This is a genomic window from Nonomuraea typhae (genome assembly GCF_009760925.1).
Taxonomy (GTDB): domain Bacteria; phylum Actinomycetota; class Actinomycetes; order Streptosporangiales; family Streptosporangiaceae; genus Nonomuraea; species Nonomuraea typhae.
The window spans coordinates 66101-87495 of record NZ_VRLV01000018.1 but is presented as its reverse complement, the minus strand read 5'-3'; the positions used below and the strand labels follow the sequence as shown (position 1 = coordinate 87495).

The window sequence follows — 21395 nt, the reverse complement described above, 5'->3', positions numbered from 1 at the left end:
GGAGGAGGCCCGCGGCGGGTGTGGCGCTGGTGGTCGCCACCGCGCTGACCGCGTCGTGCTCGGGTGGTGGCGCTCCGGCCGGTCCGGGGGGACAGCCGGGCAAGTCCGGCCAGGCCGCGGCGACGCCGCAGGCGCCGGTCATCAAGATCACGCCTGAGCAGGGGGCCGCCAAGGTGAGCCCGGACAAGAAGGTCGTGGTCGAGGTCGCCGGCGGCGTGCTGGACGAGGTCGTCGTCCAGGCCGGGGGTGAGCAGGTCGAGGGCAAGTTCAGTACCGACAAGACCCGCTGGGTCTCCGCGGTCCCGCTGAAGCCGAGCACCGGCTACAACGTGACCGCCAAGTCCGGCGGCACGCAGGCGGCCAGCGCCTTCACCACGAACAAGCCCGAGCGCCAGTTCAAGGTCACGGACGTCACGCCCAACGCCAAGGGCGAGAAGATCGGCGTGGGGGCGCCGATCATGGTCCGCTTCGACCAGCCGATCAAGGACAAGGCCGCCGTCGAGGCCGCGCTGAAGGTCGAGGCGGAGAAGCCGGTCGAGGGCGCCTGGCGCTGGATCGACGACACCTACGTCATCTACCGCACCGCCAAGTACTGGCCCGCGCACCAGAAGATCAAGTTCCACGCGGACATCGAGGGTGTCAAGGGCGGCAAGGGTCTTTACGGTTCCAAGGACTACGAGGCCACACTGCAGGTCGGCAAGAAGCAGGTCAGCAAGATCGACACCCGCAAGAAGATGATGTACGTCTACGTGGACGGCAAGCGCAAGCTGACCATGCGCATCAGCGCGGGCATGGCCACGACCCGCGAGTACACCACCACCTCCGGCGTCCACCTGACGATGGAGCGTGGCAATCCGGTACGGATGATCTCTCCCGGCCGCAAGAAGGGCGACCCGGGCTACTACGACGTGATGATCAACCACGCCGTGCGCATCTCCAACTCGGGCGAGTACGTCCACGCCAAGAACAACACCTGGGCGCAGGGCGTGCGCAACGTCAGCCACGGCTGCATCAACTCCCGCCCGGACCAGGCCAGGTGGTTCCACGACAACATGCAGCGCGGTGACGTCGTCGACATCGTCGGCACCGACCGTGAGCTGGAGTGGAACAACGGCTGGGGCTTCTGGCAGATGTCGTTCAAGCAGTGGAAGAAGGGCAGCGCCCTGCACGGCAAGGCGTAGGCCGCCCGAAAGCCCCCGGTTTCGGCCGGGGGTTTTCGCATGACCCCGTCGCATGATGTCGCATGGCCCGCCGTTGTTCGCCCCTCGGCCATCTCATCGTCGCCGCTCCGCCTCTATGCGAGGCGCTCGCCGCCGGGTTTCTTCGCCTACCATCGAACTGGAACCTTTACTCGCTGTTGAGCGGGAGGTTGCACATGGGCCCCGTCCCGGTGGCGATGCGGCGACGCCTGTTCAGACGGCCCTCCCCAGGGGTGGAGGCGCCGTGTTCCGGGTGATCCTGGCCGCCGAATGCGCGCTGCTGCGCGAGAGCCTCGTCCGGCTGCTCGCCCATGGCGGCTTCCACGTGGTCGCCGCCGTGGAAAACCTGGATCAGCTGCTGCGGGCGGTCGCGGACCTGCGCCCCGACGTCGTGATCACCGAGGTACGGCTGCCGCCTGGCCGTGGTGACGAGGGGCTCGGCGCGGTCATGGAGGTGCGGCGGCGGTTCGCGCAGCTGCCGGTGCTCGCGCTGGCGCAGGACGCCGCCTCTGCCCAGGCGGCGCAGCCGCTGGCCGGCGGCCGCTCGGGCGTGGGGCTGGGATACCTGCTCAAGGACCGGGTCGGGCATGTCGCCGACTTCCTCGACGCCGTGTGGCGGGTGACGGCCGGGCAGACCGTGGTCGATCCGCAGGTGGTTCGGAGCCTGGTGGCCCGGCATCCGCTGACCCGGCTGACCCCGGCCGAGCGCGAGGTGCTGGCGCTGGTGGCCGAAGGGCTGACCGATCAGGCGATCGCCGAGCGGCTCACCCTCACGGAGGCCGCGGTGGTCAAGCACGCGAGCAGCGTCTTCGCCAAGCTCGACCTCAGAGCGGCCGAAGGCAACAGGCGGGTGCGCGCCGTTCTCGCCTACCTCGGCCAGGCGTCGCTCTCATCCGCAGTCTGACGTCAGGTCATCGAAATTGCCGGACACCCGCTCGCCAATGGATTTTGCGCGGTCCTGAGCCGCCTGCGCTTTCTCGCGCAGCGTCTGAACGGCCTGATCCTCATAAGGGGTCAGCGGTCTGCCCAGTTTCGTGTAAGCCTCGATCTCCTCGATGGCGTCCCACCCCTCTCTGTAGGCATCGGCGAGGTCGGCGTAGTTCCCGGCGAAGTCGCGCAGGGTTTCCGCCAGCGGGGCGGGAGCGTCGTCCGATTCCGCAAGGAGGTCGCGGGCGAGTTCGCGGTAGAAATCGGATACGCCTTCACGGTCCGTAGGGGCGATGGCGATGCGGTTAAGGATGTTCGTCGCCCGCTGACACGCGGATTTCTCCGGCGTCGGCGGAGGCGGGGTGTAGGCGGGAGGAGGTGGCGGCGGAGTGTAGATGGTGCAGTTCGTGGTCGAATTCGCGATCGCGTTGCAGTCGCCGGTCACCGCGACCTCGGTGCTGCCCGTGGAGGCGTCCGCGCAGGCGGTGACCGGGATGGATAACAGCGCTATCGTGGCCGGGATCCGCGCCCACCTCACTTGGGCGCCTTTTCCGGGCAGTTGGCGGTCGAGTTTCCGATGGCGTTGCAATCCCCGGTCACGCTGATCGTGGTTTGCGGAGGGCTGTCAGGCTTGTCGGCCTCCAGGTAAAAGGCAACGCCGATCGCGACCACGGCGAGTAATGCCGCGACACCCTGCCACCACTTGTGGCTGAGCCACGCCAGAAACTTGGCCATGGAGAAAAGGGTGTCAGGTGATCTCGAAATTGACCATCATGCCCATGTCCTGTCAGGTGCCGTCGCCACCGGCCCGGCGGAAGACCCAGCCGCGTAACAGCACGAACCGCCCCGCCGTACCGAACACGCAGGCGCAGACCAGCGCCATCAGCTCCAGAGCGTGCGGCGGGTTCGCGGCGAGGGCATGCAGCCCGAGCAGCGCGACGGAGGTGAGCCCGTAATACAGGGCGAACACCACCAGCCCGAGCAGGTGCGTATGTGTGGCGGAGCCGCGAGAGGAGACGAAGGTGAAACGGCGGTTGGCCTCGGTGTTGAGCGCGGCGGTCAGCGTCAGGGCCACCAGGTTCGCCCCGAGGACGGGCAGCCACATCCGCAGCAGCGCGTACAGGCCCAGATGCGTCACCGTGGACAGGACCCCGATGACGCCGAACGACACCACCTGCCACAGCAGCCCGCCGCTCCTGCTGGTCAGCACGGCGTCGGGATGGGCGGGGCGCGGTTCGGGGCGCCGCGGCAGATCCGGTACGCGCGCCGCCCCCGACGCCTTGGCCCGAGCCACCCGGATCAGCCCCTTGACGTCCTCGACTGCGGTGGAGAACACCTGCACCCTGCTGTCGGCGTCCTCCACCCAGTCCACCGGCACCTCCTGCACGCGCAGACCGTTGTACTCGGCGAGTAACAGCAGCTCGGTGTCGAAGAACCACCCGTCGTCCTCGACCTTGTCCAGCAGCGGCCGGATCACCGCCGTCCTGGCGGCCTTGAACCCGCACTGCGCGTCGGTGAACCCCACCCCGTGCGTCCACCGGATCAACGCGTTGTACGCCCGCGAGATGATCTCCCGGCGCGGCCCGCGTAACGTGCGCGCCCCGCGTGCCAGCCGGGAGCCGATCGCCACATCGGAGTGCCCGTTGACCAGCGACGCCGTCAACGGCAACAGCGCATCCAGCCCCGTCGACAGATCGACGTCCATGTACACCACGACATCCGCCTGGCTGCGCGCCCACGCCGTACGCAGCGCCAGCCCTCGCCCCTTGCGCTCCAGCCGTACCAACCGGAGCTCGTCGCGATACCGCTCGGCCAGCTCGGCCGCGACCGCGGGGGTACGGTCGGTGCTGGCGTTGTCCACCACGGTGATGGTCCATCCGAAAGGGAAACAGCGCTTCAGATAGTCACGGAGAACGTCGATACAACCGGGCAGCGCCCGCTCCTCGTTGTGGACGGGCACCACGATCTCCACCGTGGCGGTCAGCCCGGAAGGCGGAGAGGTGCCGTCTCGCGCGGTCACGGCATGTCCGGTCATGCGCCTCACCACGTGCCTGCTCGCACATCTGTCATGAGAGCAGTCTTCGCATGTGCCTGTGTGAGCGATGTGAGCGCCGGGGGTCGCCGTAGTTCGCTCCGGCCTGCCGCCGGCGGCGCGCCCGCGTCTTGCAGCGCCTCGAACAGCAGACCGCCCCGGCGCCATGATCGACTCCGATGACCCGTGGAGGACGGACCCCGGCCTGTGTCATCATCCGCGTCCTGATCCGTGTGCACGCGCTGATCACCGTGATCTGGCACAACGACAAGACCGGCAAGCCCGTCAAACGGTCCTTGATCGCCTACGACCACTAGCCACAGCCAAACCCCTTGGCATCAGTGACGTTGTTGCGGCGCCGGCCGTACGGGGCACTTCGGCGCCGTCTGCGGAGCCTGCGGTGCAGAGGGCCGCGCGACGGTCCGTGAGCGTCGCTATGCGGAGGCTCTCAGGGGCTCGAGGGCGGCTAGGACGAGGTCGAGGCCGAAGGTGAACTCCTCCGCCGGGTCGTAGCCGGCAGCGACGAGCGCCGCGGCGGACTCGTTGAGGTAGGGAAACTCGTCAGGAGGAAGCTGGGGCAGGAAGACGTCCTCGGTCATGTCCGCGAGCTCATCGGCGGTGTCGAACGGCAGGCTGGCTTCCTGCAGGGCGAAGCCGTAGACGTAGCTGTCGAGCAACCAGTTGGCGTGTGTCGCCATCAAGAACGAGAAGCCAGCCCTCCGCAGGCAGGCGGTGACCGCTTCGCGGTGGCGGAGGTTCGCGGGCCCTGGCGATGTCCGCGACTCCATCAGGCCGATCGCCCACGGGTGGCGGGCGAGAACCTGGCGGGCGGATATCGCCCGGCGTCGCATCGCTGACTGCCAGTCGGTCTCTTCGGGCGGGAGCTCGATCTCCTCGAACACGATGTCGATCATGGCGTCCAGCAACTCCTCCTTGCTCGCCACGTAGTGGTAGAGCGACATCGCGCCCGCGCCGAGAGCGCCGGCCAGCCGGCGCATGCTCAGCCCGTCGACCCCCTCGCCGTCGGCGAGCCGGATCGCCTCGACCACCACCCGCTGCTTGCTCAGCGCCGCGTCCGACGCGACCTGGCGCTGTTCCCTCGCAGACACGGATCTCCTCTCGCTCGAACGGCTTGACAATCGTCCACCGTACGGTCATGGTACAGTGTACGTCGTTAGTACAGTGTACGACGTACGATGTACGACCCGGCCAGAGTCGCAGCTCGGACGTGAGGAGGCTTCTGTGGGAATTGAACAGCGATCGAATGCCGGAGCACGCCTGGTGCCGGGGGACGAGTCCGGCCGGGGCGACGACGATGCGGGCCGCCGGGCGGCACCGCTACGGCCCGCCCTCAGTGCTCGAGTCGTCCGAGGCCGGGCTACCGCTGCCCGGTCGAGGCGACGTGCTCGTCCAGGTGGGCGCGGCCTCGGTACATCCCTGCCGCCACTCCGGCGGAGGGACCGCTCCTCTCGAAAGAAGAACCGATGACCATCCGGACGAAAACCCCGGACCTGCTCGACAACCCGCCGGTCCCCGTGCAGGTCAAGCTCGCCGCCGCATGGACCAGCTTCATGTTCCTCTACATCTACGTCGACTACTTCCACCTCTACAAGCCCGGCACCGTCGGCAACATCCTGGCTGGCGTCGTCTTCGAGTTCGACGTCAGCCCGACGTTGTTGACCTTCATGCTCGCGTCCGTGGCGATCCCGGCCGTGATGGTGATGCTCTCCATGACGCTGCCCGCCCGGATGAACCGCGCCACGAACCTCGTCGTTGCATCGCTCTACATCCCCTACTCGGTGTTCAACGCGGCAGGGGAGTCGTGGGCCTGGGCCTCCTTCTACGGCCTCTCCATCGGAATCGAGGTGCTACTCCTGGCCTTCGTCCTGCGCTCCGCCTGGACATGGCCGCGAACCCCCGCCGTCCCAGCCGGTCCCGCGACGACCGACCTTCGACAGGACGTTCGACAGTAGGTATCCGTGTAAGTCGGCCTGCGAGTAGGAGCGGTACGGCGAACCGGGGTTACTGTCACATTTGTTGACAGTGCTCCATGATGGAGGTCGACATCCTCGTCGGGCCTACGGCGTGGCGAGGGATAGCTGATATGCGAGGAGACCATCCAGGCGGTACCGGCGTTGACCCCTGAGCAGCGGGCTTTGGCCGTGGTGAAGGCCGCCGAGACGCGCAAGGCGCGCAGTGAGCTGTTGGCCGGGGTCCGAGCCGGGACGGTCACGGTGGCGGAGGTGTTCGCCCGGGCGGAGGAAGAAACCGTTGTCCAGAGGATGAGGGTCGTTCAGGTGCTGCGGGCGGTGCCTGGTTTGGGTCCGGCGACGGTCGCCGCGGTGATGGCGACGTGCGGGGTCGAGGTGAAGCGACGCATCGGTGGCCTGGGGGAGGCGCAGTGCGAGCGGCTGCTCACCGCGCTTGCGCGCTAGGTTCGGATCCTCCCAGCTATGCCTCTTCTCGTTGGCGAGGGGGTGTGGGGTTCATGTGGGGCAGCGGGTTTCGGGGGTGAGCAGGTCGTCGCAATAGGAGGCGCCGGTGGTGCGGGCCATGCGCTGCCAGAAGCGTTCGGCGGTGTCGTATTGCGGGGTGGTGGTCCACTCGTAGTCGGGGCCGGTGGCGTGCGCGGCGAGCACGAGTCGGCGGCCGAGGCCGAGGTCTCGGTATCCACCGGCCACGGAGACCTTGCACACCAGGCCTTGGCGGCAGGTGTGGCAGATCATGTAGCCGATCTTGGCGATGCGGTAGCTGCGCCACGTCATGCTGATCATGGCGATGGCATGTGGGGCGTCGGCCGGGTTGTGGTCGAGCGGGGCGGCCTGGAGCCGGTGGCGGCGGTACCACCAGCGGGGGTTGAGGCGGCGGGCCAGGCGGCGCGGGAGCCGGTGGCGGTCGAGCGGTCCGGGGCGGAAGGGCTCGACGGTGGGCAACCAGCTGTCTTCGATGGCCTCGGCGAGCGCGTGCTGGGCCTTGGGGTCGTGTTCGGCGCCGGCCTCGCGGATGCGGGTGAGAGCCTGCTGGGCGAGTTCGGCGGCGATCAGGTAGCAGCGTGCCATCCCTGGTTCGGCGTTGCGGACCTGGAGTTCGGTGATGCTCTGCTGGGCGGCGGCGGGAAGGGCGGCCAGCCGGGCGGGGTCGGCGCGGACGTGGGTGAGCAGGAGCTCGATGTGGGCGTGGACCTGGTCGGCGTGGGCCTGCAGCGCTCGGCGTACGGCCTGCGGCTCGGCGGGCGTGGCCTCGTCCAGGCTGATGTTGATCGCCGAGGACCAGGCGAAGACCAGGTCGTCGCGGAGTGGCTGGGCGGGATCGGGCGAGGTGGGGCTGCTCATCGTGCTCCTTCCCTTCGCGGGCTGGCGGGGTCGGGCGGGTGAGCAGGCGCGGCTGGTGGCTACCAGCCGCCGGAGTCACCGCCGTAGTGGGAGTGCAGGATGGTGGCGGCGTCGGCGGCCATGCGGGCGGCGCCACGTGTGGTCGTAGGCAGGCTCTGGTCGTCCGGCAGGGGGCGAGCGCGTCCTGCAGCGCCGCGGCGAGGGTGACCATCGCACGAGCGATGTGGTCGATGTCGTCGGGGGTGGCCTGCAGCAACTCGGCCTCGCCATGGCGCAGCAGGGCGGCCAGGTCGGTGCGGCGGGTGCCGTGGGCGTAGCGGCGTAGCAGGCGCTCGCCGAGCACCTTGCTCAGCATGGCGACGATGCGGTTGCAGTAGTCGTCGCAGACGGCGAAGGCGTCGCGGCGGGGCACGGCGTACTCCTCGAGCAGGCCGCTGACGGCACCGGCGATCACGAAGCCGCGGCAGGCGTGCGCGAGGGTGACCGGCGCGGCCTGGCCGCCTGGCTGGGTGGCGGCGGTGATGTCGGCGGCCAGTGCCGATAGCCGGGTGGCGAGTGCGCCGGCCGGTGGGTCGTCCGGCGGACGGGGAGTCGTCATCGGCGTGTTCCCCACGGGGTCAGCGATCGATGGTGAGGTGGCGCAGCGCGTGGTGCTTGTCCTCGTCGGTGGGCTGGCTGTAGACGCGCAGCGTGTCCAGGCGGGAGTGGCCGGCGAGCTCGGCGACGGTGACGAGGTCTTCGCCGCCGCGAATCAGCTGGGTGACGAAGGTGTGGCGGCCGATGTGGGCGGTGGTGGCCTCTTCCAGCCCGGCGGCGGTTGCGATGGCGGTGAACACGGTGGAGGCGGCGCGGGCGGACAGGCGGCCGCCGCGGCGGTTGAGGAACAGCGCCTTGCCGCTGATGGCGCCGGGCCAGGTGCGGCGCTCGTCCAGCCAGGTGAGCAGGGGCTGGCGGAGCTGGGGGTGGATGGGCACCTCGCGGACCTTGCCGCCCTTGCCGTAGACGACCAGGACGCCTTTGCGGGCGGAGATGCGCACGTCGGGCACGTCCAGGGCGACGGCGTCGCCGATGCGCAGCCCGGCGTAGAAGGGCAGCAGGGCCAGCGCGCGGTCACGCGGGCGGGGCCAGGCCTCGATGGCGCGCAGCCAGCGGATCTGCGCGTTGGTGTCCATGGCCTTGGGCGCGGTCTTGGGGATGTCCTCGCGGGCGATGTTGGCCTTGCCCAGGCCGCGCCGCAGGTGGAAGTCGTCCAGGGCGGCCAGGGCGTTGTTGACGTAGCGCACCGAGCGTTTGGGGTCGGCCTCGCGTAGCAGGTAGAGGCGGTAGTCGCGCACGGCCCAGTCGCGGGCGCCGGCCAGCGGGTCGCCGTCGGCGGCGGGCCGGTCGGCCAGCCACGCCAGGTACATCCGCACGCCCGAGGCGTAGGTGCGGCGGGTGTCGACCGCCAGCGGTACCTCCTGCAGCAGGCTGGTGTAGTCGGCGAGCAGGTCTTCGTAGTGCGCGGGCAGCGCGGTGGGACGGGCGCCGCGCGGCCTGGCGGGAACGTCACCTGCGCCCGGCTCCGTATTCTCGGAAGTTGGTGGCGGAGGTTGTGACCCGGCCGAAGTCGGATTCTCGGAAGTCACACCGGGATTCTATTTCCGGGAACACGCTGTTCTCAGAAGTTCGCGCGAACGGGCCCCGCTGCCGTTCCCCGGTGGTGTGCCAGAACCAGACGTGGAGGGTCAGGACCGACTCGGGGGTCAAGTCGCTGTCGTACGCATCGGCCAGGTCGATCCAGCGGTGGCCGGCGTCCTCGCCGAACAGCGGTATGGCGCGGTAAGGGCGGGCAACTGATCGGGCGATCTGCTTCACGCTGCTGTTCTCCGGGCTGCCGGTGTCGGAGCCGGCCGCCCTCGATCTCGACGACGTCGCGATCTCGGCCCGCCTGGGAAAGGCCGTCGTCGGCTCGGGCAAGGGTGACGCCTATCGAGTGGTGGCCGGTCTGCACGCCGACGCCCGGACCGCGCTGACCGCGCTGACCGTACGCGGCGACGTCGCCGCCGACAGCGGGAAGGCGTTGTTCGTCGGGCGGCGGGGTGTACGGCTGAGCGCGCCGCGTATCCGGGAGATCGTGCAGGAGGGTCGGCGAGGACGCCCATGCCGACGCCGGCATCTCCCCTCACGTGCTCCGCCACCTCGGCATCCGGCCCAGCCAAGACCGCAACACCGCGCTCTTCCAACTCGCCACCGAGATCCCCACCGCGGTCCTCGCCCGAACCCTCGGCTGGCACATCGACGTTGCTGTCTCCTGGCAGCGCCACCTCGCAGGCGACTGGGCCACCTACGCCGCTGACGTCAGCCAATGCCCCACCAGGCATTCCAATATCTGACGTCGCGATTTCATCCGAGGCGGAGGTCGCCGCCGCGCTGGAGCCGGTGCACATCCCCGGGATAACCAGGAGGAAATTGAGACGCCAAAGGAACATTGAGGAATCACAGGTTCCGCAAGGGTGCCTAGCGTGGGTGAGCACGTCGTGCGGGGATCGACCCTGACCTCCGGAATGGAGGGGGTGGTCTGTCGCGGGCGGGCTCTGTGAAGCGGCGCCGGGCCGAAGGTGGCGCGGTCGCCGGAGTGGATGTTTCATCGGGGGTAGAGATCATGGCGAATCCTGTGGTGGCGACGACGGCCGGGCGTGTGCGCGGGGGGATGACGGACGGGGTCGCCCGGTTCCTGGGCATCCCGTACGCGGCGGCTCCGGTGGGGGCGTTGCGGTTCGCCGCCCCGTCGCCGGTGAAGGCGTGGGACGGCGTGCGGGAGGCGAGCAGGCAGGGTCCGACCGCCCCGCAGGCGACCAACCCGCCGCTGCCCGGCCTGGACCTGGCCGGGATGACCGGGCAGGGCTGGCGCAAGGGCGAGGAGTACCTGACGGTCAACGTCTGGACGCCCGATCCGGGCGGCTCGGGACTGCCGGTGCTGGTGTTCATCCACGGCGGCGGCTACGTCACCGGCGCCGGCCTGGTCCCCGCCTGCGACGGGACCGCCTTCGCCCGGTCGTGGATCGTGCTGGTGAGCATCAACTACCGGCTGGGCATCGAGGGGTTCTTGCACCTGGACGGCGCCGCGAGCAACCGCGGGCTGCGCGATCAGATCGCCGCCTTGGGCTGGGTCGCCGACAACATCGCGGCCTTCGGCGGCGACCCGGGCCAGGTCACCGTGTTCGGCGAGTCGGCCGGCGGCGCGAGCATCGCCTGCCTGCTCGCCTCCCCCCTGGCCCGGGGCCTGTTCCAGCGGGCGATCGTGGCCAGCGGTCACCCGGAGATGGTCCGGCCCTCGGCACTGGCTCGCACCCTCACCGCCGGGCTCGCCGCCGCGCTCGGAGTCCCGGCGACCGCGGCGGCGTTCGCCGCCAAAACCAGCGAAGAACTCATCGCCGTCCAGGGCGCCGCCTGGGGCCTGGATCTGCGCGATGAGAACGGCCTGGATCCGTTCTGCGGGTTCCTGCCCTACACCCCGGTCTACGGCGACGAGGTATTGCCCGGCCCGCCCGCGGCCGCCATCGCCGCCGGGGCGGGAAGCGAGGTCGCCCTGCTGGCCGGCACCGCCCGCCAGGAGGTCAACCTGACCATGATCCCCGCAGGGATCTACGACTCCACCGACGACGCCCAGGCCGTCGCCACCCTGTCCGCAACCCACCCCGACGCCGCCCAGATCCTGGACGGCTACGGGCTCGGCCGCGACGGGAACATCGCCGGGCACGTGCTGACCGCAGCGATGACCGACCTGATCTTCCGTCTGCCCACCCGCCGCCTGGCCGCCGCGCACACCGGCCCCACCCACCTCTTCGAGTTCGGGTGGCCATCTCCCGCCCTGGACGGACGCCTGGGCGCCTGCCACAGCCTCATCCTGCCGTTCGTCTTCGACACCCTGCCCACCGTCACCGGCCCCGACGGCATGGCCGGCCCCAACCCACCCCACGCCCTCGCCGGCGAGCTGTACCGCATCTGGAGCGACTTCACCGTCGCCGGCAAACTCACCTGGCCCGAATACGGCCCCGACCGGCAGATCCTGTGGGCCGACACCCCCAGCGCCGTCCGCACCGACGACGCACCGGCAACCACCTGACCGACAACGTGCGCGGGACCGCGCGCCCTGTCGGGATCGACATCCGGCCCGCTGCGCCCTGGCGGAGGGCTCTGCCGGAACCGGCGGCCTGAACCGGGCAGCTACTGCTGGCCAGGGGTGCGCAGCGGCAGGAAGTTGCCCTCGCGGACGGTCTCGGGCAGGGAGAAGTTGTAGCGGCCCAGGAAGTTCAGCCACTCAAACCCGAGCGGGGACAGGCGGGCGATGTCGGCGGTGGCGATCTTCTTGCCCTCGGCGCGGATCTGCTTCAGCGCCCGGGCCGTGTAGACGGTGTTCCACAAAATGCAGACATTGGTCATCAACCCCAGAGCTCCTAGTTGATCTTCCTGGCCTTCCTTGTACTTCTGCCGTAGTTCGCCCTTCTGCCCATGGAAGATCTTGCGGGCCAGGGTGTGGCGGGCCTCTTGCCGGTTCAGCTGGGTGTTGACCCGGCGGCGCAGCAGCTCGTCGTTGAAGTAGGAGGCCAGATAGGTGGAGCGATCCAGCTTGCCCAGCTCCATCAGCGCGCGGCCGATCGGGGTGGGGGTGCCGCCGCCGGTCAGGTAGCGAAACAGCTCGGCCGGGCGCACCTTGCCGGTGTGCAGGGAGCCGGCCACGCGCAGCAGGTCGTCCCAGTGGTCGTTGATGAGGCCGATGTTCACCCGGGTTTTGATCATCGTGTTGAGGCGGCCGTAGAAGGCGGCCGGATCGGCCCGTTACAGGGTGGCGCTGCCGACGTCGGCCAGGCGCGGGGAGAACTGCCAGCCCAGCAGCCGGAAGACGCCGAAGGCCAGCTCGGAGGAGCCGGCGGTGTCGGAGACGATCTCGGTGGGCCGCAGCGAGGTCTCCTGTTCCAGCAGGCCTTCCAGGATGTAGTACCAGTCCTTGGGGTGCCCGGGATGACGATGCCGTGAAAGCCGGTGAACTGATCAGAGGTGAAGTTGTAGTAGGTGACGCGCGTGCACCTTTGCCCTTGCCGAAGTACTTGGTGTTCGGCCCGGCGTTGATGGTCTTGACCGGGACGACGAAGCGCAGCCCGTCGGCCGAGGCCAGTTCGCCGCCGCCCCAAATCTGCACGATCTCCTGGGTGGCGTGGTAGTCGACCAGGGCGGCGTTGGCGGCGGTCAGCGTGGCGGCGCGGAAGTAGTTCTGCTCGGCCCAAAACAGCCGGTCCAGGGCGAGCGCGGGCTCGTGCTCGCTGGCCATGGGCCGCATCCCGACGTTCATGGCCTGCGCGACGAGAACGGCGGCGATCGACTTGACCATGTCCTTTCGCCGGGAGGGTGCCTCGCCGGACACGTGGGTGAAGGCGTCCAGGCAGCCGGTCCACGAGTGCACCTCCAGCAGCTCCTCGGGCAGGTCGACGATGGGCATGCGGGCCTCGACGTCGGCGCGCAGCGCGGTCAGCGAGGCGGGCTCGTCCAGCGCCTCCAGCCCGGTCAGCACCAGGTGCTCCTTGCCCTCGGGGGACTTCTCGATGCGCAACCACTCGTTGCGCACTCCCTCCTCACCCGACAGGCCCGCAGCCAGCTGCTTGTAGGCGAAATCCAGGGTGCGCGCCCACCGCTCGGTGTCGGTCCCAGGTTCGGCCGACAGGCCCAGGCCGCGGCACACCTTGGCGCGGGCCCGCTCCCACGCCGGTCCGGCCAGCAGCCCGGCGGTGGGATCGCCCCACTTGGGCAGGCCGGGCACGAACACCTCATGACGGCGCAGGCACTCACGCAGCCGCTCGACGGTGGCCACCGTGTTGACCCTGCCGGCGTTCTCGCCGCGCTTGGGGAAGACCCGCCCCGGCGTGAAAGTCGATGATCTTCAGCAGCTTGGACAGAAACCGGCGGACGGTGGCATAGCGCTGCAGCAGCTGGTCCTGGAAATCCTCATCAGGCTCCTGCGCGAGCTCGCCGATGACCTCGGCCGCGGCGTGGATGGCCGGCAGGTCCATGCCGTCCAGCGCGGCCCGCACATCGCCGTCCGGGTCGGCGGTCACGTCCCGGATCGCCAGCCACACCTCGCGCAGCACGATCGCGGCCGTGTCCAGGTCCTTGAGCGTGCGCAGCCGTTCCTTGCCCGCCCGATGCGCCGAGGTGCGCAGCAGGTCACCCGTCGCCAGATCGAACACCTCGATCGCCTCATCGGCCGAGACCGGCTCCATCACCGCGGCGAAGGCGACCAGGGTGGCCAGCTTCCGATCCCCGGCCAGGTCCGCGACCGCCCTGGCCCGGGCGGCCTTGGCGAATCGGGCCAGCGCCGCCACCTTCCCGGCCGGCACCGCCGACAGATCCCACGCCGCCGCGGCCAGGCCGCGCAGCTCCACATGCCGCTCCAGCGCCTTGCCCACCCCGGCGCCGGACACATCGGTAGGGCTCTTGCGCAGCCGGTCCAGCCCCGAGACCCGCCGACCCTCGGCCACCGCGACCAGCTCCTCCAGCGCGCTCTTCTGCCCCGGGCTGGGCGCGGCGGCGAGGATCTTGTACTGGCGCAGCGCGACCCGCTCGCGGATCTCCGAAATCATCCGCTCCACCGTGCTGACCCCAGGCAGCAAGATCTTCGACTCCACCAGGCGGTGAGTGAGAAGGTCCAGCAGCACGATCGGGCGTTCGCTGTTCGACCAGGCCCGCCGATGCATCCAGCACGCCAGCGCGAACGCGTGCTCCTCGAACACCTCAAAGCCGTAGGCCTGGCGGATCTGCTTCTGGTGATCCCAGCGCGCCTCCTTCTCCCCGTACCCCTTCAACACGGAGGCGTCCAGGCCGAGCTGCTCGGCGACGTAGTCGACCACCACCACCGGCACATCCTCCGGATCGGCCAGGAAGCAGTTCAAGAACCGGGCCGTACCAAGCTGGACGGCGAAGCCGAGCTGGTTACGCGCCCCATTGGCGGCCATCGCCCGCCGCCGGTCAGCGGCATCCAGGTGGAAGAAGGCGCCCAGTTGCGCGATGTCGGGCACGGCGTTGAAGACGCCGTATCGGCTACGTTGCTCGGCGGACAGGAAACTGACCGGCGTAGGGGCCTCCAGGCACACCAGGGCGCCCCCACCCCGCACGCCGCGGTGAAGGCGCCCTCGGATATCAGCAGCGGTCAGGCCAGATGATCGACATGACCAATTACGTGGCGAATTGTGCCAGTCTCACGCCAGTCATGATCACCGTTGTACAGCTCATGACGGTCGGGTTGCACGCGTGTCGGAAGTCCCGCCTGTGCTCTAGCTCCGTGCAGAGCCCGAAGAGCTCGGCTGGCTACGGGCCTGCTGTCACTTGGGTGTGGTCGAGTGTCCAGACGACGTTGTAGAGACAGGGGTTGGGTCGTGCGATGGCGGTGAGTTTGCCGATGAAGCCGTTGGCGTAGACCACCTCCATGACGGCGTCCCATGCCTCCTTGCTGGCGCATTGGGCGTAGTTCGTGACCTTGGTGCGGTCGAGGGAGACGTGGAGGTTGGCCGACATCCAGCCCGGTACGTGGGTGACGGTTCGTGCCGCTTCTTGGAGGGTGGCGACGAGCAGGTCGACCTTGTCCGGGTCGACGTCGAAGACGTTGATCTGGGTGATCACGCCCTGGTTGCTTTCGATCACGGTCATGGGATGCTCCTGGGTTCAGTAGAGGACTTGGCCGCCGTTGACCGGGATGGACGCGCCGTTGACGAAGCCGGCCAGGTCGGAGGCGATCAGCGTGGCGGTGCCGGCGATGTCGTCTGGTCGGCCGAGGCGGCGCAGTGGGATCCACTCGCGTAGTTCTTTCTGCTGCTCGTCGTCAACGACGCTGCTGTTCTCGTCCTGGATCATCGAGGCTTCGATGGTGTTGACCCGAATACCGTGCGGGCCGAGTTCCACGGCAAGCGCGCGCACGAAGGCTTCGAGCGCGCCCTTGCTGACCGCCAGCAGCGAGAAGCCAGGAACCGGGGCACGGCAAAGGGCGCTGCTGATCGCGAGGATGCTGCCGTGTCCTTTGTCGAGCATGCCCGGCAGCACGGCTTTCACCGGGGTGAACGCGGCCTTCATCTCGTCCACCAGCCGTGACTCGTATGCAGCGAAGTCGAGCCCCATGACCGGGGTTGGCCGGAAGCCGCCCGCGTCCGCATTCAGAACCAGTGTGTCGGGCGGCCCCCACTGCTTGGTCACTGCGGCGACCATGCTCGCCGCGGCGTCGGGGTCACGCACGTCGGCCGGCACGGCGATCGCGTCCCCGCCGGCATCTGCGATCGCGCCTACCACGGCTTCCGCGGCGGTGTGGTTGCGCAGGTAGTTCACGGCGACCTTGGCGCCGCACTGGGCGAATCGCTGTGCTGTCTGTGCGCCGATGCCGCGACTGGCTCCGGTGATGATGGCGACCTTGTCGGCCAGTATTGATGGTGTCATCTCTGCTGTTCCTCTCCGAGAAGCCATGTCTCGATCTCGTGGCAGACGGCATCGAACTGGGCTCGGGTGGGTTGTGTGAGCATGATCGAGCCCCACAAGGCGCCCACCACGGCAACGGCGGCTGCGGCGGGGTCGAGATCGGCGCGGAACACGCCCGCGTCCCGCCCCTCAGCGAGAAGGCGTTCGACGCCGGCGCGCCACCGCTCGTTCAGCTGCCCGATGACCTTCGCCACCGCCGGGTCGCGCGGCGCACGAAGCATGAACTCCCGCGAGACCGCCCAGGTCCGCGGGTGCTCCCGCCAGATGTAGGCGACGTCGGCGAACTCCTGTCGTAGCCTGCCCAGTGCAGTCGGCGTGGTCTCGTCCGCGTCCCGCTCGGGTGCGCGGTCCCGCATGTAGAGCTGCTCCACGTGGGCCGCGATCCCCTCGATCAGCGCCTCTTTCGTGGGGAAGTAGTGGTGCAGCGTCGCACTGTTGATCCCCGCGCGTTCGGCGACGTCGCGGGTCCGCAAGCCTTCGAAACCTTTGTCCGCGAGCATATCGAAGGCGGTTTCCATGATCTGCCGCCGCCGCTCGTCGGCCTTGAGTCGCTGGCGAGCCGGTTGCCTTTCGTTATCCATCAAGCAGATGATGGGTAAGATTGAGTGAGGTTGTCAAGCACCTGCTTGACTACGGTCCAGTCAACCTCGGCTATCCGGTCGGCATTTCACTGTCCGCATCCAAAGATGCTCTCAGAAACGCTCGATTCCCAGAGAAGATCACCAGACGGCTCCGCAAGGCCGTTCCGACCGCCAGAGAGGCCGATTTCTTCTCAGAACTCGTTCTCATGCAAGTCGGCGGATCGCCGGTTTCTGGGAAATGTCTGTGAGACCATCTGGGGCATGGCCGACGCCGCAGAATCCCGAGAAAACGCCGAATCTGCCCCGATGTCGGTCATTGGCGAGAAACACACCCGTGACGCCGATGAGATCGAGCGTCACCCGTGCCCGCGATGCACCGTCGCGCCCGGTTCGCCATGCCGCGCACGGTCGGGCGCCGTGGCCAACAGCTACCACACCGGCCGCTTCACCAAGGTGCCCCGGCTGGCCAAGCTGCTGCGGGTGATTACCCCGGCCGACCGGAACCCGGGCCAGCCGTGGCGTCCCGGCACGCCACCGCCCGCCCCGCTCAATGACGATGGGCCCTCAGCCGACATCCGGATCGGCTACGCCCGCTGCTCCGCGCTCACCCAGGAACTGCAGTCGCAGCTGGACGCGCTGGCCGCGCACGGGATCGGTCACGAGAAAATCTTCTCCGAGAAGATCTCGACCCGGGTGAAGGTGCGTCCCCAGTTCGAGGCGGCGCTCGCGCTGGCCCGGCAGATCAAGGCGCACGCCCCGCACTGCCGGGTCATCCTGAGCGTGTATGAGATGAAGCGGCTGGGCCGCGACGCCGCCGAACTCACCGCACTGGCCGACCACCTGACCGCACACGGCCTGGTCCTGGAAATGCTCGCCGGGCCGCTGGCCGGCATCTACGATCCGTCCGGACCGGGCCGGATGCTGTTCGCGTTCTTCGCCGCCATGGCCGAGACCGAACGCGAGGCCATCCGCGAGTCCACCCTGGAAGGCCTGGACGCCGCCGCCCGCAAAGGCAAGCACGGCGGCCGCCCTGTGGTGATCACCGACGACATGCTGCACACCGTGCTGCGCCGCAAGGCGGCTGGGGAACGCGTTGAAGACATCCGCAAGGACCTGATCATCCCGACCGGGAGGCGCAAGGGCGAAAACCCGTCCCCGGCCAGCATCTACCGGGCCCTGGCCGAGTACGAGAAGACACAGGCCTACCCCGAAGCCGTCGAGGCGGCCCACGCCGACTTCGCCGTCCTGCAAGGCGAAGACCTCCCCCGACCCCGCCCAGCCCGCATCCGGCGCCCGGGCCAGGCGCCGACGGCGCAGGAGACCGAACTTCGCCATCGCCTGCAGAGCCAACCTCACCCGGACGCGGAGCTCCGATAGCGCACACGATCAACCCCGACGCTGTCAGCTGAGCAAAGCCCGCAAAAGTCGCTCGCACTGCTGCTCGTTCAGCGCGCCAACACGCTGTTTCTCCTCCACCCCGCAGGTGGCCATCAACGCCGCGACCCTGGCCGGCCCATACCCGGGAACGGCCCGCAGGACCTGAACCACCCGTGTCCTGCGGACCAGATCCTGCCCGCTGCACTCGAACACCTCCGCCACACTCACCGCGCCGGAGGCCACCTCCGCCAACAGCGCACGACGCGCCGTACGAGCCTCGGCCGCCTTCGCCAACGCCTTCGCACGCTGCTCCACCGTCATCACCGGCAGGGCCATCAGGCACCTCTCCTCTAGAGATTGGCTGGTCAGTGACTCCCGCCAGAGATCACGACAGGGCCGCCGTCGATCACCCTCCCGCACAGCGTCAACAGATGTGACACTAAACCCGGTTCGCCGTTCCACTCCTACTGGCAGGCCAAGTCCTACGGCGTGAAGCCCGTGACCAGCTCAGTCGCGGCATACACAGAGAACCTGCTCACGAACGGTCCGGTGTCCACGTGGGGCTCACTGGCCCGTGATGGGACCCTGCGGCCGGCATCGACGAACCGCATCGGCCGGATCCTGCGTGGCTTGGTCGGGTGGTGCCGTCGGGCGGGGATCGGATTGCCGTCCTCGTCCAACTTCCTCGACAGACACAGGCGCAAGTACGATCTGCGCCTGTCTCCTTCTGACCGGCTCCGCGTGACCATGCCTTCCCGTCTTAGCTTGACTCTGCCGGGGATCTTGTGGCTGCCGAGGTCAGCCGCTGGCTTGCCAGGACTTCAGCCGGGGGATTTCGTGCTGGTCTAGATCGTTGATGTGAAATCAGTGGTCATAGGAGGTCAGGGACCGTTTCACGGGTGCGCCGGTGTTCCAGTTGTGCCAGATGGCGGCATTGAGTGCGAGGATGCGCCGGCTGATGCGGGCCCAGAGGCCGTCGCTGGTGCGGGCGTTGTGGCGTTCGAGACCGAGTTGGTTCTTCAGGGTCCAGATGATCGCTTCGATGCGCTGGCGTAGCCAGGACGGAAACGGCGAGGTCGGTGCGTGTTCGTCTTGGCGGTTCGGCCGGATCAGCGGGTGGCCCAGGTCAGCGGCGGCTTTTTCGATGCCTGCTCCGGCGAATCCCTTGTCGCACACGATCGGGCACGGTCCGGGCGCGATCTGGGCGACGTGGAGCAGGTGCAGAGCTTGTTTGCGTTCGTCGAGCTCTTTGGGGCTGGCCAGGCTGAAGGCGGTCACCGTGCCGTCGGCGGTGGTGATGAGCATCAGCTTGGCGCCCCAGTAGAAGGCGTGATGTGACTTGTCCATGCCGTATCCGGCGATCTCGCCCAGGCCGGATCGGTTGACCGTTACCCGCGAGGCTCCGCAGCGGACCGGGGTTCCGTCCATCAACCGCAAAGGTTCGTGCCAGGTCGGGACCTGGCGGGCTATCCACGATGCCGCCGCCGACATCTGCGGGCCCAGATCTCGCAGCTGCCGGTTGTAGACGGCCTGGGACGGCAGCCGCGGGAACAGATGACCGATCCTGGCCGCTGCCGTCCGTAACCAGTAACGTTCCTGGTCGCATCGCAGCAGCACCTGCGCTACCGCCACGACTACCGCCTCTGCCGAGGTCAGTACCGGTGGCCGGCCTCGTTTGCGGGGCCGGCGTCGCGAAGGCATCACATGATCGTCCAGATGGACATAGAGTGCCGTCAGAAGGGCGTCCAGCTCAGTCTTCACAAACCGATCTTGGACGCCCTTCGCTGGGTCCGCAGACGATCAGCGAATTTCACATCAACGATCTAGGAGCTGTTTAGAGTTGGGATCTTGGTGAGGCCCCGTAGCGGGCCGGTGTCGCTGGTAGAACTCGGATGTGGCGCGCTTTGATGTGAGCGATGCCGAGTGGGTGTTGATCGTGCCGCATCTGCCGGTGGCGGCTACCGGGCCGCTGCCACGGCGGGTGCGTGATCAGTTCAACGGGATCTTGTGGCGGTTTCGCACCGGGTCTGGCTGGCGTGACGTGCCCGGACGGTACGGGCCTTGGTCCACCGTCTACTCCCGGTTCAGCGGCTGGTCCAAGGCCGGGGTGTTTCAGGGGCTGATGGACGCGCTGATCGCCGAGGCGGCATCGCGTGGGCAGGTCGGGCTGGAGCTGGTCAGTGTGGATTCCACGATCGTGCGGGCGCATCAGGAGTCGGCTGGGCTGGCGGTGGCCGGGGAGACCCTGGATGCGCTGGAGCAGGCGCTGACCGAGGAAAAGGGGGCTCCGCTGCCGGAGCAGCCGCCGGTGTTGCGGGTGATGCGCCGCAGGCCACACCCGCTGCGGGCGCGTCGCCGCCGCACGATCGCGCCGCCATCCGGCGACGTCGCAGGGCACGGGCGAAGGCTGCCGCGCTCGGCCGATCCCGAGGCGGGCTGAGCAGCAAGATCCATGCCGCGGTCGATGCCGCCGGGCTGCCGCTGGTCTTCGTGCTCACACCCGGGCAGGCCGCTGACTGCCCGCGGTTCACCACCGTCCTGGGCAAGATCCGGGTGGCCGCACCGGTGGGCCGGCCCCGGACCCGCCCGACGGCGGTGGCGGCAGACAAGGCCTATTCCTCCAAGGCCAACCGCGCCTATCTGCGCCGCCGCCGGATCGAAGCGGTCATCCCGGAGAAGAGCGACCAGCAGGCCAACCGGAAGAAGAAGGGTTCAGCCGGTGGGCGGCCCGCCACCTTCGATCCGCAGCGCTACCAGCAGCGCTACCAGCAGCGCAACACCGTCGAACGCTGCTTCCAGAAGATCAAGGCATGGCGTGGCCTGGCGACCCGCTACGACAAGGCCCCAGAAAGCTACGAGGCCGGGCTCTATCTCCGCGGCTCGATCCTGTGGTTAAGGCTCCTCACCTCAACCACATGATCCGAACTCTAAACAGCTCCTAAGGCCGACCGGCCGTACTTCTCCGGCAAGCACCGCGTGCGCGGGATGAACGTGCAGGTCATCGCCTCACCGGACGGGACGATCCTGTGGACCTCCGGAGCGCTGCCCGGCAAGGCCCACGATCTGAGTGCCGCCCGGATCTGGGGCATCCTGCGCGCGCTGGAGACAGCAGGGATCATTGCCCCGGCCGACAAGGCGTATCAGGGAGCCGAGGGCCCGGTCCGCACCCCGGACAAGGGCAAGAACAAGCCCGAGTCCCAGAAGCAGACCAACCGCTCCCACGCCAAGCTCCGCGGACCCGGCGAACGAGCGAATGCCCAGCTGAAGAGCTGGAAGATCCTTCGAAAGCTACGCTGCAGCCCGTCCAAGGCCGGCCACCTGTGCAAGGCCATCGCCGTCCTTCAGAACCACCGCGTTGCCCAGGCCGCCTGAGGATGAAAAAGGGTCACTCTGCGGCAGCACACCGGCATGTGATCAGACCCTTTGAGCAATTGTTGTAGATGTAGTCCTGCGC

Annotated in this window: 19 protein-coding genes and 5 pseudogenes; 10 read left to right on the top strand and 14 right to left on the bottom strand. The window is 68.6% G+C overall.

Going from position 1 to position 21395, the window contains the following annotated elements; genetic code table 11:
- Nucleotides 1-20: 20 nt before the first annotated feature.
- Together FVE25_RS45130 and FVE25_RS45125 are read left to right on the top strand one after the other, a co-directional pair.
- Nucleotides 21-1181, top strand: coding sequence for a L,D-transpeptidase (locus FVE25_RS45130; RefSeq protein WP_246268461.1), 1161 nt, complete (start codon nucleotides 21-23; stop codon nucleotides 1179-1181).
- A gap of 262 nt (nucleotides 1182-1443) precedes the next feature.
- Nucleotides 1444-2103 (top strand): LuxR C-terminal-related transcriptional regulator, encoded by a 660-nt coding sequence (locus FVE25_RS45125; protein WP_157253686.1) that lies wholly within the window; start codon nucleotides 1444-1446, stop codon nucleotides 2101-2103.
- Here FVE25_RS45125 and FVE25_RS45120 read toward each other — a convergent pair.
- Genes FVE25_RS45120 through FVE25_RS45110 form a run of 3 tightly spaced genes read right to left on the bottom strand, consistent with a single transcriptional unit; the run spans nucleotide 2089 to nucleotide 4161 of the window.
- Nucleotides 2089-2664, bottom strand: a complete 576-nt coding sequence (locus FVE25_RS45120) for a hypothetical protein (RefSeq protein ID WP_157253685.1) — start codon at nucleotides 2662-2664, stop codon at nucleotides 2089-2091. The genes FVE25_RS45125 and FVE25_RS45120 overlap by 15 nt on opposite strands.
- Complete coding sequence (locus FVE25_RS45115) at nucleotides 2661-2861, bottom strand: hypothetical protein (RefSeq protein ID WP_157253684.1); 201 nt, start codon at nucleotides 2859-2861, stop codon at nucleotides 2661-2663. The genes FVE25_RS45120 and FVE25_RS45115 overlap by 4 nt, the downstream gene beginning before the upstream one ends.
- A gap of 52 nt (nucleotides 2862-2913) precedes the next feature.
- Nucleotides 2914-4161: a bifunctional glycosyltransferase family 2/GtrA family protein gene (locus FVE25_RS45110; protein ID WP_157253683.1), complete on the bottom strand. Its 1248-nt coding sequence runs from the start codon at nucleotides 4159-4161 to the stop codon at nucleotides 2914-2916.
- 185 nt (nucleotides 4162-4346) lie between these two features.
- On the opposite strand from FVE25_RS45110, the pseudogene FVE25_RS45105 reads away from it, so the two are divergent.
- A pseudogene (locus tag FVE25_RS45105) lies at nucleotides 4347-4475 on the top strand (IS982 family transposase); the annotation flags it as partial.
- 117 nt (nucleotides 4476-4592) lie between these two features.
- Here FVE25_RS45105 and FVE25_RS45100 read toward each other — a convergent pair.
- Complete coding sequence (locus tag FVE25_RS45100) at nucleotides 4593-5267, bottom strand: TetR/AcrR family transcriptional regulator (RefSeq protein ID WP_157253682.1); 675 nt, start codon at nucleotides 5265-5267, stop codon at nucleotides 4593-4595.
- Nucleotides 5268-5642: 375 nt separating this feature from the next.
- On the opposite strand from FVE25_RS45100, the gene FVE25_RS45095 reads away from it, so the two are divergent.
- Both FVE25_RS45095 and mihF (FVE25_RS45090) read left to right on the top strand, forming a co-directional pair.
- A complete protein-coding gene (locus FVE25_RS45095; protein WP_157253681.1) occupies nucleotides 5643-6131 on the top strand; it encodes a DUF6326 family protein in 489 nt (162 codons plus the stop codon).
- 162 nt (nucleotides 6132-6293) lie between these two features.
- Nucleotides 6294-6593 (top strand): integration host factor, actinobacterial type, encoded by a 300-nt coding sequence (mihF, locus tag FVE25_RS45090; protein WP_181019917.1) that lies wholly within the window; start codon nucleotides 6294-6296, stop codon nucleotides 6591-6593.
- 51 nt (nucleotides 6594-6644) lie between these two features.
- On the opposite strand, the gene FVE25_RS45085 is transcribed toward mihF (FVE25_RS45090), so the two are convergent.
- Together FVE25_RS45085 and FVE25_RS45080 are read right to left on the bottom strand one after the other, a co-directional pair.
- Nucleotides 6645-7490 carry a hypothetical protein gene (locus FVE25_RS45085; protein WP_157253680.1) on the bottom strand — a complete coding sequence of 282 codons (846 nt, stop codon included), beginning with the start codon at nucleotides 7488-7490 and terminating at the stop codon, nucleotides 6645-6647.
- A gap of 617 nt (nucleotides 7491-8107) precedes the next feature.
- Nucleotides 8108-9115: a tyrosine-type recombinase/integrase gene (locus FVE25_RS45080; RefSeq protein ID WP_246268458.1), complete on the bottom strand. Its 1008-nt coding sequence runs from the start codon at nucleotides 9113-9115 to the stop codon at nucleotides 8108-8110.
- A gap of 540 nt (nucleotides 9116-9655) precedes the next feature.
- On the opposite strand from FVE25_RS45080, the gene FVE25_RS45075 reads away from it, so the two are divergent.
- Nucleotides 9656-9862, top strand: a complete 207-nt coding sequence (locus FVE25_RS45075) for a hypothetical protein (protein WP_219825935.1) — start codon at nucleotides 9656-9658, stop codon at nucleotides 9860-9862.
- A gap of 269 nt (nucleotides 9863-10131) precedes the next feature.
- The gene (locus FVE25_RS45070; RefSeq protein WP_157253679.1) at nucleotides 10132-11595 is read left to right on the top strand and encodes a carboxylesterase/lipase family protein; all 1464 of its coding nucleotides are present in this window, start codon (nucleotides 10132-10134) and stop codon (nucleotides 11593-11595) included.
- Nucleotides 11596-11696: 101 nt separating this feature from the next.
- Here FVE25_RS45070 and FVE25_RS56610 read toward each other — a convergent pair.
- The 6 genes and pseudogenes from FVE25_RS56610 to FVE25_RS45035 form a co-directional block, all read right to left on the bottom strand.
- Nucleotides 11697-12479: pseudogene (locus tag FVE25_RS56610) on the bottom strand (Tn3 family transposase); the annotation flags it as partial.
- Nucleotides 12480-12561: 82 nt separating this feature from the next.
- A pseudogene (locus FVE25_RS57210) lies at nucleotides 12562-12966 on the bottom strand (Tn3 family transposase); the annotation flags it as partial.
- A 343-nt stretch (nucleotides 12967-13309) separates the two neighbouring features.
- Complete coding sequence (locus FVE25_RS56605; RefSeq protein ID WP_181019916.1) at nucleotides 13310-14635, bottom strand: DUF4158 domain-containing protein; 1326 nt, start codon at nucleotides 14633-14635, stop codon at nucleotides 13310-13312.
- A gap of 193 nt (nucleotides 14636-14828) precedes the next feature.
- Nucleotides 14829-15167, bottom strand: coding sequence for an antibiotic biosynthesis monooxygenase family protein (locus FVE25_RS45045; RefSeq protein WP_157253677.1), 339 nt, complete (start codon nucleotides 15165-15167; stop codon nucleotides 14829-14831).
- Between the two features lie 15 nt (nucleotides 15168-15182).
- Nucleotides 15183-15944 carry an SDR family NAD(P)-dependent oxidoreductase gene (locus FVE25_RS45040; RefSeq protein WP_157253676.1) on the bottom strand — a complete coding sequence of 254 codons (762 nt, stop codon included), beginning with the start codon at nucleotides 15942-15944 and terminating at the stop codon, nucleotides 15183-15185.
- Complete coding sequence (locus FVE25_RS45035; protein WP_157253675.1) at nucleotides 15941-16564, bottom strand: TetR/AcrR family transcriptional regulator; 624 nt, start codon at nucleotides 16562-16564, stop codon at nucleotides 15941-15943. The genes FVE25_RS45040 and FVE25_RS45035 overlap by 4 nt, the downstream gene beginning before the upstream one ends.
- A 261-nt stretch (nucleotides 16565-16825) precedes the next feature.
- Here FVE25_RS45035 and FVE25_RS45030 point away from each other — a divergent pair, with 261 nt between their 5' ends.
- Nucleotides 16826-17941: a recombinase family protein gene (locus tag FVE25_RS45030; RefSeq protein ID WP_246268456.1), complete on the top strand. Its 1116-nt coding sequence runs from the start codon at nucleotides 16826-16828 to the stop codon at nucleotides 17939-17941.
- Nucleotides 17942-17965: 24 nt separating this feature from the next.
- Here the strand turns inward: FVE25_RS45030 and mihF (FVE25_RS45025) are convergent, their stop codons facing one another.
- Both mihF (FVE25_RS45025) and FVE25_RS45020 read right to left on the bottom strand, forming a co-directional pair.
- Entirely contained in the window at nucleotides 17966-18277 is a 312-nt protein-coding gene (gene mihF, locus FVE25_RS45025) for an integration host factor, actinobacterial type (protein ID WP_157253674.1), read from the bottom strand.
- Between the two features lie 528 nt (nucleotides 18278-18805).
- Nucleotides 18806-19702 carry a transposase gene (locus FVE25_RS45020; protein WP_157253673.1) on the bottom strand — a complete coding sequence of 299 codons (897 nt, stop codon included), beginning with the start codon at nucleotides 19700-19702 and terminating at the stop codon, nucleotides 18806-18808.
- A 133-nt stretch (nucleotides 19703-19835) separates the two neighbouring features.
- On the opposite strand from FVE25_RS45020, the pseudogene FVE25_RS45015 reads away from it, so the two are divergent.
- Nucleotides 19836-20860 (top strand): annotated as a pseudogene (locus FVE25_RS45015) (IS5 family transposase).
- Between the two features lie 24 nt (nucleotides 20861-20884).
- Nucleotides 20885-21313, top strand: a pseudogene (locus FVE25_RS45010) (transposase family protein); the annotation flags it as partial.
- Nucleotides 21314-21395 lie beyond the last annotated feature (82 nt).